This is a genomic window from Curtobacterium ammoniigenes NBRC 101786 (assembly GCF_001571045.1).
In the GTDB taxonomy this organism is placed as follows: domain Bacteria; phylum Actinomycetota; class Actinomycetes; order Actinomycetales; family Microbacteriaceae; genus Curtobacterium; species Curtobacterium ammoniigenes.
Window position 1 is genome coordinate 284460 of sequence record NZ_BCSV01000004.1, and the last position, 13930, is coordinate 298389.

Here is a 13930-nt window from a genome sequence, read left to right on the forward strand (position 1 = left end):
GCTTGCGCCGAGTCATAAGGGGGCGCGTACCGTCTGATCGGTGCAATGGGACGCGATCGTGCTCGCCGGCGGCCGTTCGTCGCGGATGGGTGGCGTGGACAAGATGCTCCTCGCCGTCGATGAGCGGCCGCTGCTCGCACACGCGTTGGAAGCTGTGACCGAGGCGCGGCAGGTGGTCGCCGTCGGCCCGGCACGAGCGCTCATGCGACCGTCGTCGGTCGTCCCGCCGGTGCGCTGGGTCCGCGAGAGCCCGCCGTTCGGAGGGCCGGCCGCCGCCGTCGCCGCCGGTCTGGAGGCGCTCCACCGTTCCGCCACCCCATCTCCGTTCGTCATCGTCGTCGCTTCCGATCTGCCAGCGGCCGAGCGTGCTGTGCCCCGGTTGGTCGATCTCGCTGTGCACGGGTGTTCCACGAGCGCCCAGATCGACGGCATCGACGGGTGGATCGCGGTGGACGCGGATGGGCGTCGGCAGCCGCTGCTGGCCATCTATCGGAGCGCGCCCCTGCGGAGCGCTGTGGAGGCGATCAGTTCCACAGGCTCGCTCGATGGCCTGTCGATGCGGCGCCTCCTCGCTACGCTCAGCCTGCGGGATGTCCCGCTCGAGGCCGCGCTCACCGCGGACGTCGACACACCGGAACAGCTCGCAGCGGCACAACGCGCCGCAGCCGAGGAAAGGACCCGATGATGCAGCCTTCCGAACTGGACGAATGGGCCGCGCGCCTGCAGCAGGAACTCCGCCTCGACGAGACCACGATCGACGTCGGTACAGTGCTGGATCTGGCGCGAGATGCAGCGCACAGTGTGGCGCGCCCGGCGGCTCCGCTCACCACATTCATCGTCGGCGTCGCCGTGGGACGTGGCATGCCAATACGGGAGGCGCTCGACGCGGTTGCTCGCTGCCTTCCGGCGGCGGAGACCGGCACCGACCCCGATACGCCCGCCGGCGCGGGCGCCGGCGCTGGCGCTGGCGCGTGAGCCTTTCGCTCCCCAAAGCACGAGCTGCGGCGCACGACCTGGGCACGGGTCGGCGATTGGGAACCGAACGGGTGCCGTTGGCAGCCGCACACGGCCGGACCCTCGCGGTGGGTCTCGTCGCTGCGGTGTCGTTGCCGGTCGTCGACTGCTCCGCGATGGACGGCTGGGCCGTCGGAAGCACGGGCGCGGGCCCGTGGCGCATCGATGGCAACGTGCAGATGGGTGCACTTCCCGGTGCACCCATTACTCCTGACGCCGCTCGAGCGATCACGACCGGTGGGGCGGTACCGCCAGGCGCTGTCAGCATCGTTCGGCTCGAGCACGGTGTCGTCGAAGGCGGGTCACTGGTGCTCCGCGAACCGTCACGCCAGGTCCGCGCGGGAGCGGACATCCGCCGCTCCGGCGAAGAAGCACGCCGAGGCGAGCGCGTCGCGTCAGCCGGGACGCGCGTGTCCCCCGCTGTCGTCGCCGCTGCCGCGGCGACCGGCGCGGACGAACTCGTCGTCGTCCGGCGACCCCGAGTCGCCCTCGTGCTCATCGGCGACGAAGTCGTGGAGGCCGGACTTCCGCGTCCCGGCCAAGTCCGAGATACCTATGGCCCGGTCCTTCCCGCGCTCCTCGAGGGTGAAGGAGCAACCGTCATATCGCGCCGACGGTTGCGTGACGATCCTGACGCGGTACAAGAGGCACTCGGCGTTTCCGACGTCGACCTCGTGATCTCCACCGGCGGAACGGGCGCGAGCAGCGCCGACCATGTCACCCGAGCGTTGGACGCGCTCCGAGCGCGGAACGTTGCCCGTGACGTCGCTATCCGGCCCGGCCATCCGACCATCATCGCCGCGCGAGCCGACGGGGTGCCTGTGGTCGCCCTGCCCGGTAACCCCTTCGCTGCGTTGGCCGCGCTCGTCGCGCTCGGCTTGCCGGTGTTCGCTGGAATGGTGGGCGCACCTCCAGATCGGGTGGTGCCGCGAATCGCATCCGCACCGCTCGAAGGCCGCCCGCGGACGACACGACTCGTGACGGTCAGCGAAACGGCGAGCGGTGTCGTCGCGGTAGATCGTCAAGGATCGGCGATGGTGAGCGGGATGGTCGGCGCGGATGCCCTTGCGCTGGTGCCGGCGTCGGGCGCCGCAGCGGGCGAGACCGTCGGTGTGCTCCCGTTGCCCTGGCGTCGGTGAGGTGACGGAACCGAGCCCGCGCCCGCTCCGATCTCCGCTGCAGGCCTGCGACGCTGTGCAGGCCTGCGACCCCAGCAGGCGTGAGCGCGCCCGCAGGCGTGCGCGCGCCCACTGGCCTCAGTGCTCCTGCCTCCCAGAAATTCCCGGCATGCGCTGAGGGTCCTGCAGGGCTCAGAGCTCCTGCAGGCCGACCCGATCGATCTTGCGGTGGTAGTGCATACCGGCGACGCCGCCGAGCAGTGCGCCACCGAGGCTGATGATCGCGACGAGGATCGCCGTGATGATTCCCGTGACCGTGAGCGTGCCCTCGTCGATGGGGATCCGCGGGAAGCTGTTGATATTGCCGAGCACGTTGTACTGCGCACCGGCAATCGCCGTGACGATCGCTACGACCACCGCGATGATGACCGCCCAGATCCAGACGGCGAATCCTTGACGAGCCCCGGAGAAGCGCGCCATACGGCCGGCCACATAGCCGCCGCAGTAGTAGGCGACGAACAGGATCACGGCGAGCGCGATCGCACCGATCAGTCCCACCGCACTGGCGTTCTTCGAGAGCGCGTTCGACGCTGCCGTGCCGTTCCCACCGGTGGTGCCGAGGCCGACGCCAGCGCCGACGGCACTGAGCAGCGCGGTGAGCAGCACCGCCATGCCCGTCGCCGTGAGCCATCCGAAGAACGCAGATCCCCACTTCGTTCCCGCGAACTCCTCGCGCTCGCGAGCAACGACGGCCTCCCGAGGCGGAAGCTCTCGCTCCGCGACCGGTGCTGCACCGACAGCGGTCGCTCCCACCGGCGCATCGGCCGGAGCGGCGACGGGAGCGGCAGCGGCACGATTGCGTCCGACACGATCATGTTCGATCGGACGACCGGCGGCGTCGACCGGCTCGCCAGCGGCGTCGACCGGCTCGCCAGCGGCGTTCAGCGGGCGACCCTGTGCGTCGACGGGCTGCGCGGCCGGGTCCACCGGCCGGCCGTTCGCGTCGATCGGCTCGCCCGCCGCGTGGGCGCCGTGATGCGCGGGCTCGCTCACCGGAGCACCGTCGAGAGGCGCTCCGCCCTCGGCTGCGGCGAAGTCGTTCTGCCCTGCGGAACGTTCGGGCGCAACAGGCGCGGGTTCGTTCGGATAGCGGTCTTCGTTCCCCGTGGTCGAGCTCATGATGCCTCCCGGATCGGTCGTGGATGCACATCCAACTCGCCCCACACCGAGCCGGCACTCAGGGATCGTTCAGCCCGATGACGGGTTTGCCCGGCGAAGTGCCCCCTGGTGGGCCGAGACGCGGCACGACTCGCCTACCGTGCGCTCGGCGCTGCACCTGTCGACGGGCCCTCAGCACCGATACGATAAGGAGGCGCTTCGAATCGATTCGAGATCAGCGCCACTTCTTCGGCTCCGCCACCGCCTCCCCGTCTGTTCTGGATACTTTCGTGACCACTGCCTCCATCCCGGTTATCAGCACCCCAACTCCCGGCTCGCACCCCGGCGACGCGCTCGGCCGTCGCCAGCGCCTGACCTACGTGCTCATCCTCGGAGCCCTGACCGCGCTCGGCCCGTTCACGATCGACATGTACCTGCCGTCGCTGCCTTCGTTGCAGGCCGGCTTTCACACGTCGACCGCGGCGGTACAGCTCACGCTGACGGCCACGACGATCGGCTTCGGCGTGGGCCAGCTGATCGTCGGACCGTGGAGCGACCGCGTTGGCCGTCGGCTCCCCCTGATGCTTGCCACCATGCTCTGCATCGCCGCCTGCATCGGCGCCGCAACATCCCCGAACGTCGTCGTGCTCGGGATCTTCCGCTTCCTCCAGGGGTTTGGCGCTGCGGCCGGCGGTGTCGTCGCCCAGGCGATGGTCCGAGATCTGTTCGGAGGCCGCCCTCTCGTCCGCATGCTCTCCAACCTTGCGCTCGTCAACGGCCTCGCTCCGGTGGTCGCGCCGGTCGTTGGATCACAGTTGCTCATCGTGATGCCGTGGCGAGGCATCTTCTGGGTACTCTCTGCCTATGCGGCGTTCGTGGTGACCTGTGTCGCGCTGTGGATCGTCGAGACGCTGCCGCCAGCGCGACGGCACGAACGCGCCGGGCTGACGGCGCGCCTCCGATATCGAATGATTCTGACGGATCGCGTCACGGTCGGAATGATCATCGTCGGCGCGATGAATTTCTCCGGACTGTTCGTCTATCTCTCTGGAAGCACCTTCCTCTTCCAGGACGTCTATCACTTCTCCGCCCAGGAATACGGCCTGCTTTTCGCCGTCAACTCGCTCGGCATCATCATCGGCGTGCAGACCGCGGGACGAATTACGCGCTGGGTCGCGCCGCAGTGGATCCTGTCGGTATCCACCGCTGCAATGTTCATTGCTGCCGCAATGATCTACGTCGACTCCGAACTGGGATTCGGTGAGTGGGGCGTCATGATCCCGCTCTGGTTCTTCATCTGCGGCTGCGGGTTCGGATTTCCGTGCATCGGCGTGCTCGTGCTGAACGCGCACCCGCTCGCCGCCGGGACTGCGGCGTCCATGCTCGGCGCCGGACAGTTCGTCATCGCCGGACTCATCTCGCCGATCGTGGGAATCGTCGGGCTCACGAATGGTGCCCCCATGGGGGCGATCATGACGATCACGGCGGCGGCGTCGCTCATCGCGTTCTGGTTCGTGGTGCGACCGCGGACGGTGCCGGCGCTCGCGCACTGAGGACACCGGGACCGTGGCGCGCCGCGGGCACGCCGCGCGCAGATCCGCGCGCCGAGGGCACGGCGGACGCGATCCCCACACCGAGGACACGCCCGACGCGATCCCCGCGCCCAGGACACGCCGGACGCGGTCCGCGCGCCACCAAGAACCAGCCCACTGGCGCGTGTCGCACCCAAGAACCTGCTCACCCGCGACCCACGGACGGCGTGTCGCACCCAGAAGTGCACTCCCGCGACCCACCGACGGCGTGGCGCACCCGAGAACCTGCTCTCCCGCGACTCACGGACGGCGTGTCACCCCAGATACGACGAACGGCGGTGCCGCGCTGCACCGCCGTTCGTACAACGGGATGTCTGGCCGCCCGCCGGCTACTGCGTCAGATGTGACCGCCGAGGAGCGTGCCCGCACCGTAGGTCGCGGCGAGAGCGAGCGCTCCACCGAGTACGACACGCAGGGTGGCACGGCCTCGGGGCGCGCGGCCGAGCGTTGCGCCAGTAATACCGGTGATCGCGAGGGCGATGAGCACGGCGATAAAAGTGGCCGGTGCACGCATCGGGCCGGATGCGACGAGCACCGCGATCATCGGGAGCAGCGCGCCGACAGTGAACGTGGCTGCTGAGACCCACGCTGCTCGCCACGGGCTCACGAGGTCTTCGTTCTCGGCGGCTTCGGCGAGTTCCGCTCGTCGAGCTCGCACGGCAGGCTGCACGAGCTCCTCCGCGACGGCACGTGCGGTCGCAGCAGAGACACCCACGGCCATGTAGTGCTCAGCGAGCTGGTCCGCGCTCTCCGCTGCGGCCGCGCGCTCCGCCTCAACGCGCGCCTGCCCGGTGCGCTGCGCGTCGAGCTGCCCGCTCACCGACACGTACTCGCCGAGCCCCATCGAGATAGCACCACCGATCAGGCCCGCCATGCCCGCTGCGGCGATCGCAGGAACAGAGCCGCCCGCGCCCGCCACCCCCATCACGATCGCCGCGACCGAGACGATCCCGTCGTTCGCGCCGAGGATCCCGGCGCGAAGCCAGTTCAAGCGTCCCGCGCTTGCTTCTGTGTCAGTTGAAGCGCTCGGCAGAGAAAGGTTAACAGCGGTCATGCCGCAGATAAAAACACAATTCCTATTCGAGCGCCAGCATGATAAGGCTTACCTCATTGTTAATGAGATAGGGCTGCAAAGGTATGCCTTACCTTTGTTTTCCCGCGCTCCCTCGGCGCGAAACTACGGCACCGCCCCGCGATGAGCGGCGACGCCGGCGCTCCCTCGGCGCGAAACTACGGCACCGCCCCGCGATGAGCGGCGACGCCCGCGCTCCCTCGGCGCGAAACGACGGCACCCCGCAGTGAGCGGCGACGAAACGGAATGAGCGGCGCCCGCATGTGACGGACACCGCTCATTCGCGAGCATTACCAGCCGCTTACTGACGGAGCTCGAGGTACTTCGCGATCAACGACTTCGTCGAGGAGTCCTGCGCATCGAGCGCGGCCTGGTCACCGTTGACCGCGGGCGCGATCTGGAGCGCCAACTGCTTGCCCAGCTCCACACCCCATTGGTCGAACGAATCGATGCCCCAGATGGTGCCCTCGGTGAACACGATGTGCTCGTAGAGCGCGATGAGCTGACCGACCACGCTCGGCGTGAGCGACGGCGCGAGGATCGACGCCGTCGGCCGGTTTCCGCTGAACACGCGGGCCGGCACCACGCTCTCCGCGGTCCCCTCCGCGCGAACCTCGTCAGCGGTCTTGCCGAAGGCCAGCGCCTTCGTCTGGGCGAAGAAGTTCGCGAGGAACAGCGCGTGCACATCCTGGCCGGGCTGCACGGCCCCGCCGTCTCCGGTGTTGTCCGCCAGCGCGTGCGGCGGATTCGCGACGGCGATGAAGTCCGCCGGGATCAGACGCGTGCCCTGATGGATGAGCTGGTAGAACGCGTGCTGCCCGTTGGTGCCCGGCTCGCCCCAGAAGACCTCGCCGGTGTCCGTCGTGACCGGTGAGCCGTCCCAGCGGACGCTCTTGCCGTTGGACTCCATGGTGAGCTGCTGCAGATATGCCGGGAACCGGTGCAGGTATTGCGTATACGGCAGCACTGCGTGGCTTTGCGCACCCAGGAAGTTCGAATACCAGACATTGAGCAGCCCCATGAGGACCGGCACGTTCTGCTCGAGCGGCGTCGTTCGAACATGCTCGTCCATGGCATGGAATCCGGAGAGGAATGCACGCCAGTTGTCCGGGCCGATCGCGATGACAACAGAGGTACCGATTGCCGAGTCGACCGAATAGCGTCCGCCTACCCAGTCCCAGAAGCCAAACGCATTCTCGGGATCGATTCCGAATGCCGCGACCTTGTCGAGCGCCGTCGAGACCGCGACGAAATGCTTGGCGACCGCAGCGTTTCGCGCATCGTCGGAGTCGTCGATCGACCCGGAGGCGGACAGCCGCTCCCACAGCCACTGTCGCGCCAGCCGCGCGTTCGTGAGCGTCTCGAGCGTGCCGAACGTCTTCGACGCCACGATGAAGAGGGTGGTCTCCGGATCGAGATCGGCGGTCTTCTCGTAGATGTCGGCGGGGTCGATGTTGGAGACGAACCGGGCCTCCAGGCCAGGTTGCACGTAGGGCTTGAGTGCCTCGTACACCATCACGGGGCCGAGATCGGACCCGCCGATCCCGATGTTGACCACCGTGGAGATGCGCTTGCCGGTCACGCCCGTCCAAGCGGCCGAGCGGACCTGCTCGGCAAAAGCGAAGACCTTGTCAAGCGTTGCCTGCACGTCCGCGTCGACGTCTTGACCGTCAACCGTGAAGCCCGCGGCCGGCACGAGTCCTTCAGCATGCGGCGGGCGCCGGAGTGCCGTATGCAGGACTGCGCGGTCCTCGGTCACGTTGATGTGCTCGCCGGAGATCATCGCCTGGAAGCGCCCGGCGACATCGGTGTCCTTCGCGAGTTGCAGCAGGTGCTGCAGGATCTCCTCGGTCACGAGACCCTTGGACAGGTCGACGGTGAGGTCTGCTGCCGAGAACGTGTAGCGGGCGGCCCGCTCCGGGTCAGCATCGAACCATCCGCGGAGATCGGGCGAGAAGCCCTCTGCAATGCGGCTGAGCTGCCGCCACGCTTCGGTCGATGTGGGATCGACGGGTGCTGATCCGGTCACGGAAACCCTCCTGAAAGGCTGCAGGTGTGCGCGGCTCGCGGCACGCGCCGTTGCGAAGCGAACCGACACCGACTCTATTGCTCGGCCAGCGAGGACGGTCGCACCCTCGTGGCCAGGGGGACGATTCGGACACGCGGCGAATTGTGCAGGAGGCGACTCTTGCCTCCGAACCGTCATCGCAGTACGTTACTTGTAGCTACAAATAAAGAAGTGGAGGCGGTGTCATGACCGCTGACAGCGCGCATGAGCTGCTCGCTCCAGAGACCGGGATGGGCGCCGTGACGCTCCGAGTCGCCGACCTCGATGCGATGACCGCGTACTACCGGGATGCCGTCACCCTGCAGGTCCTCGATCAGCGCGGCGACGCAACCGTCCTCGGGCGCGCCGGGACGCCGCTCGTGGTCCTCGAGCACGCCCCGGAATTGCGTCACGCCGGGCCGCGAGACGCGGGCCTCTTTCACACCGCGATCCTGTTCCCTACGCAAGAGGACCTCGCCGCCGCGGTCTACTCCGTCGCGTCGCGATACCCGACGAGTTTCACCGGGAGCGCAGACCACCTCGTCAGCAAAGCCTTCTATTTCACCGACATCGAAGGCAACGGGGTCGAGCTCTACTGGGACCGCGCCCGGACGGAATGGAGCTGGGTGCACGGCCGAGTCGAGATGGCGACCCTGGCGCTCGACCCGAACGCGTTCCTCCGCGAGCACCTGACGGAGGCTGCCATCACCAAGGCGCATGCGGCCGGCGCGCTGGTCGGCCATGTGCACCTCAGCGTCGGCGACATCGCGACCGCCCGCCACTTCTACGTCGATGAGCTCGGGTTCGCGACGACGGTCGAGCTCGGGCCACAGGCGCTCTTCGTCAGCGCAGGTGGATACCACCACCACATGGCGATGAACACGTGGCGGAGCGCCGGCGCGGGGCGACGCCAGCAGACGCTCGGTCTCGGACTCGTCCGAATCGCGCTCCCGACGCAGGACGATCTCGGCGCCCTCGATGAGCGCCTCCGGCACTACGGAGTCGCCACGCGGAACGACGGCGCGACGCTCGCGTTCGAAGATCCGTGGAACAACCGCATCGAGGTGGCCCCGCGTCCGTAGGCTGGCGCGATGGAGACCGATGTTCTGATCGTGGGCGGTGGCCCGGTCGGGGTGTTCCTCGCCAGCCTCCTCGCGAGCCAGGGAATCGACGTCCGCGTTTGGGAGCGGCGTCTCGCGGAGCCGAGCGCTTCGCGCGCGATCGGCATCCACGCCCCCTCGCTGGCGGCGTTCGCACAGATCGGGGCGGAGCAGTCGGTGCTGGCGCAGGGCGTGCGCGTTCGCGAGGGGATCGCGACGAGCAGGGGGCTCGTGCTCGGGCGGCTTCGATTCGATCGTGCGTCCGACGAGCATCCGTATGTCGTCACGCTCGAGCAGTGGAAGACCGAGGCAATCCTCCGCACGCGGCTGGCGGCGGTCGCCCCGGACGCGCTCTCCGTGGGGACGACGTTTCGAGGCATGTCGGGCACCGCGGACCGAGACGCGCTCCTCGCGCACGGCACAATCGCTGGCGGTGAGCCGATCAGCATTCGTGCCCGCTTCGTCGTCGGCGCGGATGGTCCTCGGAGCGCCGTGCGCGCCGCCATGGGCGTCGGCTGGCGCGGGCGAACCCTGGCACCGCAGTACATCATGGGCGACTTCGCCGACCCCGACGCGCAGACACCTGGCACACGTGCGGTTCACCACGCAGACGGAGAGGGGCCGGCCGCAGAGCACCGACCGCGTCCGGCGATCATCGACATCGGCCCCGAGGGTCTCGTCGAATCATTCCCGCTCCCCGAAGGTCGGCGTCGGTACGTCGCGCTCCTCCGCAACACCGCCCGGTCCGGCCCCGCGGAGCCGCCGGCAGCATCCGCGATCGAACCCGCGGGGACCCTGTCTCCAACCGCGGCGGCAGAGCTCGCCGCGATCGTGCAGCATCGAACGGGAACGCGCGTGAACGCGGACACCGCTTCGATGACGAGCGGCTTTCAGGTGCGGCAGTTCCGCAGTGCTCGCATCGGTGTCGGCCGGGCTGTGCTCATCGGCGATGCCGCCCACGAGTTCAGTCCCTTCGGCGGACTCGGAATGAACGTCGGTTGGCTCGACGCCGCGGCACTCGCCCCGCTGCTTTCCTCGGCGATCCGCGAGGGGTCATCCGGACCGTGGCCCGTCTGGGCGGCCGCCCGATCCCGGATCGCCCGCATCGCCACCCTGCAGTCGCGCGCGAACATGATGCTCGGCCTTCGTTCCGCCCCGGGCACGCAAGCCGCTCGGGAGGCGCTCATCCGTTCCGTGCTCGCCCTCCCGACCGCGCACACCCTGGCCCGCATGTACGCGATGGGATGGGTCTGACCGAAGCGGCCGCTATGCGACGAGCTGCGCGCCGGCGAGCGCGAGCTCGATGACGAGCACCAGGGACGCCGTGATCACGAGCCGGAACAGCAGTCGGCTCGACGAGCCGCGGATCACGAGCGCGACCCCGACGGCGGCGATCGCGACGACCACCGCGGTAGCGACGACGGCAAGGGCAGTGCCAGCGCCGTGCACGGCTCGCGGGCCAGCGAGCTGACCGAGGAGCACGAGCACTCCGCCGACCACAAGCGCACCGAAGGCGAGGACGCCAGCTCCACGGAACCCCAATCGATGCGGGAATCCACGCACGCCCGTCGCGCGGTCGTCTTCGAGATCGGGCAGCACATTGGAGCAATGGATCGCGACACCGAAGACTGCACCGGTCGCGATCCCCCACCACGCTGGCAGCTGCCCGGGCGCATCGGCCGACACCGCCACGACCGGCAAGAGACCGAACGCCACCACGAACGGGAGGATCGACCACACTGTCCGCTTGAGGCCTGCGTCATACGCCCACCCCGATCCGACCAGCACGAGGTGCGCGATCGCGGCGACGGGCCCGAGCGCCGCCGAGAGCATGAGCGCCGATGCGGCCGTCCCGAATGCCGCGGCGCGGACGGTCGAAGCGGGGATATCTCCTCGGGCGATGGGCTTGTCTCGCCGGCCGACCGCCGTGTCCCTGCCTGCATCGATCCAGTCGTTCGCGAGACCGATCGACAGCTGTCCGGCGAGCACGGCGACGGCGACGATCAGCACGACGAGCGGCGGCCGACCGACTGCCGACGCGATCACGATCGCGAGAACCGTCACGACGACCGTCGGTCCGGGATGCGACGACGCGAACAGCAGCCGCAGCCTCGGGATCATCGCCTCAGCCTAGGGATCTGCTCCTGTCAGCTTCGCGCCGCGTCGACGACGAGCATGCATTTCTCCCCGAAGGTCGCCTGCATCAGCGCGGTCGCATCGGGGTCGGCGCCGAAGACATCAGGCATGCGGATGCCGAGCAGCACCCCGAACAGCATCCCACTGCCGAGAAAGCGGTTGATCTCGTCGTCGTTCGCGCCGGCCTCGTGCACGAGGAACCGATAGATCTCGAGGAACCCGGCTCGGGCAGCTGCTCCGATCGCCGGCTCCTCGCCGGAGACGAAGGCCTGCAACAGCACGGTGTGCAGTCCGCGCGTCGTTGCGAGGTCGATGAAGGCCGCACCGACGGCGTAGCGCCGCTCATCTGGTGACGCACCCCGAGCCTCCGCGGCCGCAAGTGCGGTTCGGAACGCCTCGAGAAGTGTTTGCAGCGCGTCGTCGAGCACCTCGAGGAAGAGCGATTCTTTCGACCCGAACATACGGACGACGTACGGCTGCGAGACGCCCGCGGCAGCCGCGATCTGATCGGTGGTGGCCCCGTAGTAGCCGCGCTTCCCGAAGACCTCGCGCGCCGATTCGAGGATGAGCAGCCGTCGCTCCGATGCAGGCATCCGCCCGGAACCGGCAGGAGGTGCGACTTCTTTCGTGCTCATGGTTGACAGGGTATCAACCGATTACTAGCGTACGTAATCATCCGATTACAACCACGGGTGCCACTCCGGTCGACCGACACGAAAGGCCGCATCATGACCTCGATGACAACGGAGCCGACGGCTGGGCGCGTCGCCCGCCAGGCTGTTCCCACTCCGCCCGCGACCAAGCGCCGGAGACCGATCTGGCTCGCGATCACGGCTGCCTCGCTGCCGATGTTCATGGCAACCCTCGACAACCTGATCGTCACAAGTGCGCTTCCCGTGATCCACGCGCACCTCGGCTCGACGGTCGAGAGCCTGCAGTGGATCACCAACGCCTACACGCTGACGTTCGCAGCGCTCATGCTCCTCGCAGTCAGCCTCGGCGATCGGATCGGGCGCCGGAGCGTCTTCCTCGTGGGAATCGCGGTATTCACCGTGGCGAGCGCCCTTGCGGCACTGAGCACCACAACGGGGGCGCTCATCCTCTGGCGCGCGGTCGAAGGTGTGGGCGCGGCGGCCATCATGCCGCTGTCGCTCACGCTGCTCGTCGGCAGCGTCCCGACCGCCTTTCGGACGGCTGCGATCGGGATCTGGTCCGGCGTCTCAGGACTCGGTGTTGCGCTCGGTCCGCTCATCGGCGGCGCCGTCGTCCAGGGGTGGAGTTGGGAGGCGATCTTCTGGTTGAACGTCCCCGTCGGGCTCGTCGCGGTGCCGCTGGCACTGATCGCGCTGCCGAACTCGTTCGGAGCGCGCGTGCGCGCCGACTTCGTCGGGGTGCTCCTCGCCGGAGCAGGGGTCCTCGGCGTCGTGTTCGGGATCGTGCGCGGCAACGACCTCGGCTGGTCGAGCGTGCAAGTCGTCGGCAGCCTCATCGCTGGCGGCCTTCTGCTCGCAGCGTTCATCTTCTGGGAGGCTCGCACGCCCGCGCCGCTCCTGCCGCTGAGATTCTTCCGCGACCGGTCGTTCTCGCTCGCGAACCTGGTCGCGATGACCTTCAGCTTCGGCTCGTTCGGTGCAGTGTTCATCCTGATTCAGTTCCTGCAGGTCGTGGAGGGCAAGACACCCCTGCAGGCGGGCGAATGGACGATGCCGTGGACGCTCGCACCAATGGTGATCGCGCCGATCGCCGGCGCCATTGCGCCCCGAATCGGCACACGAGCGCTCATCGCCTCTGGGCTCGCACTCCTCGCAGGGGGGTTGTTCTGGATCGCTGCGGCGATGAGCCGCGATACGACGTTCCTCGCGCTGCTCGGTCCGTTCCTCATGGCGGGGATCGGCATGGGGCTAGTGTTCGCGCCCATGTCGACAGCGGTGCTTGCACACATGGCTCCGGACGACCACGCAAAAGCATCGGGAACGAACAGCACGCTGCGTGAGATCGGCACCGCGCTCGGGATCGCCGTGCTCACCGCAGTCTTCACGGGAGCGGGAGGCCAACTCACCCCCGTCGGCTACGTCGCGGCAGCCCAGCCCGCCGTGGTGGTCGGAGCCGCAGTGGTGGCGGCGTCAGCGATCACCGCACTGTTCCTCCCCGCTGGCCGTAGCGTTACCTCATGAGCGTTGCTCCGGAGATACGCACGCCCGCCGCGGGCGACGTGGACGCGATTGCGAGCCTCCACGTCGCTTCCTGGCAGGAGACGTACCGGGGACTCATCGACGACAGCGTGCTCGATGACCCGACCTTCATCGACCGGCGACGACGCTACTGGGCCACGGTGACAAGCAGCACGTCGTCGTCACTTCGCGCGCGCATCGCAATCGACGCGGGCTCGATCGTCGGAATCGCACTGGCGGGATCGCCACGAGACGCCGACGCGACCTGGGATATGGAGCTCTTCGTGCTCTACACGGACACGCGGGTTCACGGAACGGGAATCGGAGCCGCACTCCTGAATGCGGCCGTCCCTGAGGCCTGTTCCGCGTCGCTGTGGGTCGCCGATCCGAATCCACGGGCACAGGCGTTCTACCGGAAGCACGGTTTCGCGGTCGACGGCGTCACGAAGTTCGACGGCGTTCAGGAGATCCGGATGGTGCGCCGACCATCGGGTGGGCCACACCGAGCGTCGGTTCGGTGAG

At 68.4% G+C, this 13930-nt stretch carries 13 protein-coding genes; 8 read left to right on the forward strand and 5 right to left on the reverse strand.

The genetic code is table 11. The annotated features are described in order from the left end of the window. Window positions 1-40: 40 nt before the first annotated feature. From mobA to CAM01S_RS10375, 3 genes are read left to right on the forward strand one after another with little or no spacing between them, the layout of a single operon-like run. Window positions 41-685 (forward strand): molybdenum cofactor guanylyltransferase, encoded by a 645-nt coding sequence (gene mobA / locus CAM01S_RS10365; protein ID WP_066520758.1) that lies wholly within the window; start codon window positions 41-43, stop codon window positions 683-685. Next, window positions 682-975, forward strand: a complete 294-nt coding sequence (locus tag CAM01S_RS14840) for a DUF6457 domain-containing protein (RefSeq protein WP_217999730.1) — start codon at window positions 682-684, stop codon at window positions 973-975. Before mobA ends, CAM01S_RS14840 begins: the two co-directional genes overlap by 4 nt. Beyond that, on the forward strand, window positions 972-2153 hold the full coding sequence (locus tag CAM01S_RS10375) for a molybdopterin molybdotransferase MoeA (RefSeq protein ID WP_281176698.1): 1182 nt from the start codon (window positions 972-974) through the stop codon (window positions 2151-2153). The genes CAM01S_RS14840 and CAM01S_RS10375 overlap by 4 nt, the downstream gene beginning before the upstream one ends. 171 nt (window positions 2154-2324) lie before the next feature. On the opposite strand, the gene CAM01S_RS15235 is transcribed toward CAM01S_RS10375, so the two are convergent. Continuing rightward, the gene (locus CAM01S_RS15235; RefSeq protein ID WP_306306289.1) at window positions 2325-3311 is read right to left on the reverse strand and encodes an ICP22 family protein; all 987 of its coding nucleotides are present in this window, start codon (window positions 3309-3311) and stop codon (window positions 2325-2327) included. Window positions 3312-3580: 269 nt separating this feature from the next. Between CAM01S_RS15235 and CAM01S_RS10385 the strand changes: the two genes are divergently transcribed. Further along, window positions 3581-4843: a multidrug effflux MFS transporter gene (locus CAM01S_RS10385; RefSeq protein ID WP_245631606.1), complete on the forward strand. Its 1263-nt coding sequence runs from the start codon at window positions 3581-3583 to the stop codon at window positions 4841-4843. A gap of 376 nt (window positions 4844-5219) precedes the next feature. Here the strand turns inward: CAM01S_RS10385 and CAM01S_RS10390 are convergent, their stop codons facing one another. Then, a complete protein-coding gene (locus CAM01S_RS10390) occupies window positions 5220-5873 on the reverse strand; it encodes a VIT1/CCC1 transporter family protein (RefSeq protein WP_245631607.1) in 654 nt (217 codons plus the stop codon). 382 nt (window positions 5874-6255) lie between these two features. Then, on the reverse strand, window positions 6256-7983 hold the full coding sequence (pgi, locus tag CAM01S_RS10395; protein ID WP_066520766.1) for a glucose-6-phosphate isomerase: 1728 nt from the start codon (window positions 7981-7983) through the stop codon (window positions 6256-6258). Between the two features lie 224 nt (window positions 7984-8207). Here pgi and CAM01S_RS10400 point away from each other — a divergent pair, with 224 nt between their 5' ends. Together CAM01S_RS10400 and CAM01S_RS10405 are read left to right on the forward strand one after the other, a co-directional pair. Further along, window positions 8208-9083 (forward strand): VOC family protein, encoded by an 876-nt coding sequence (locus CAM01S_RS10400; RefSeq protein ID WP_066520769.1) that lies wholly within the window; start codon window positions 8208-8210, stop codon window positions 9081-9083. A gap of 9 nt (window positions 9084-9092) precedes the next feature. Beyond that, entirely contained in the window at window positions 9093-10355 is a 1263-nt protein-coding gene (locus CAM01S_RS10405; RefSeq protein ID WP_066520771.1) for an FAD-dependent oxidoreductase, read from the forward strand. Between the two features lie 12 nt (window positions 10356-10367). On the opposite strand, the gene CAM01S_RS10410 is transcribed toward CAM01S_RS10405, so the two are convergent. Both CAM01S_RS10410 and CAM01S_RS10415 read right to left on the reverse strand, forming a co-directional pair. Then, window positions 10368-11222, reverse strand: a complete 855-nt coding sequence (locus CAM01S_RS10410) for a UbiA family prenyltransferase (protein ID WP_066520774.1) — start codon at window positions 11220-11222, stop codon at window positions 10368-10370. A 26-nt stretch (window positions 11223-11248) separates the two neighbouring features. Next, window positions 11249-11872, reverse strand: a complete 624-nt coding sequence (locus CAM01S_RS10415; protein WP_066520777.1) for a TetR/AcrR family transcriptional regulator — start codon at window positions 11870-11872, stop codon at window positions 11249-11251. Window positions 11873-11974: 102 nt separating this feature from the next. On the opposite strand from CAM01S_RS10415, the gene CAM01S_RS10420 reads away from it, so the two are divergent. Beyond that, on the forward strand, window positions 11975-13411 hold the full coding sequence (locus CAM01S_RS10420) for a DHA2 family efflux MFS transporter permease subunit (RefSeq protein ID WP_066521247.1): 1437 nt from the start codon (window positions 11975-11977) through the stop codon (window positions 13409-13411). Beyond that, complete coding sequence (locus CAM01S_RS10425) at window positions 13408-13929, forward strand: GNAT family N-acetyltransferase (RefSeq protein ID WP_066520780.1); 522 nt, start codon at window positions 13408-13410, stop codon at window positions 13927-13929. The genes CAM01S_RS10420 and CAM01S_RS10425 overlap by 4 nt, the downstream gene beginning before the upstream one ends. The last annotated feature ends 1 nt before the right edge of the window (window position 13930 follow it).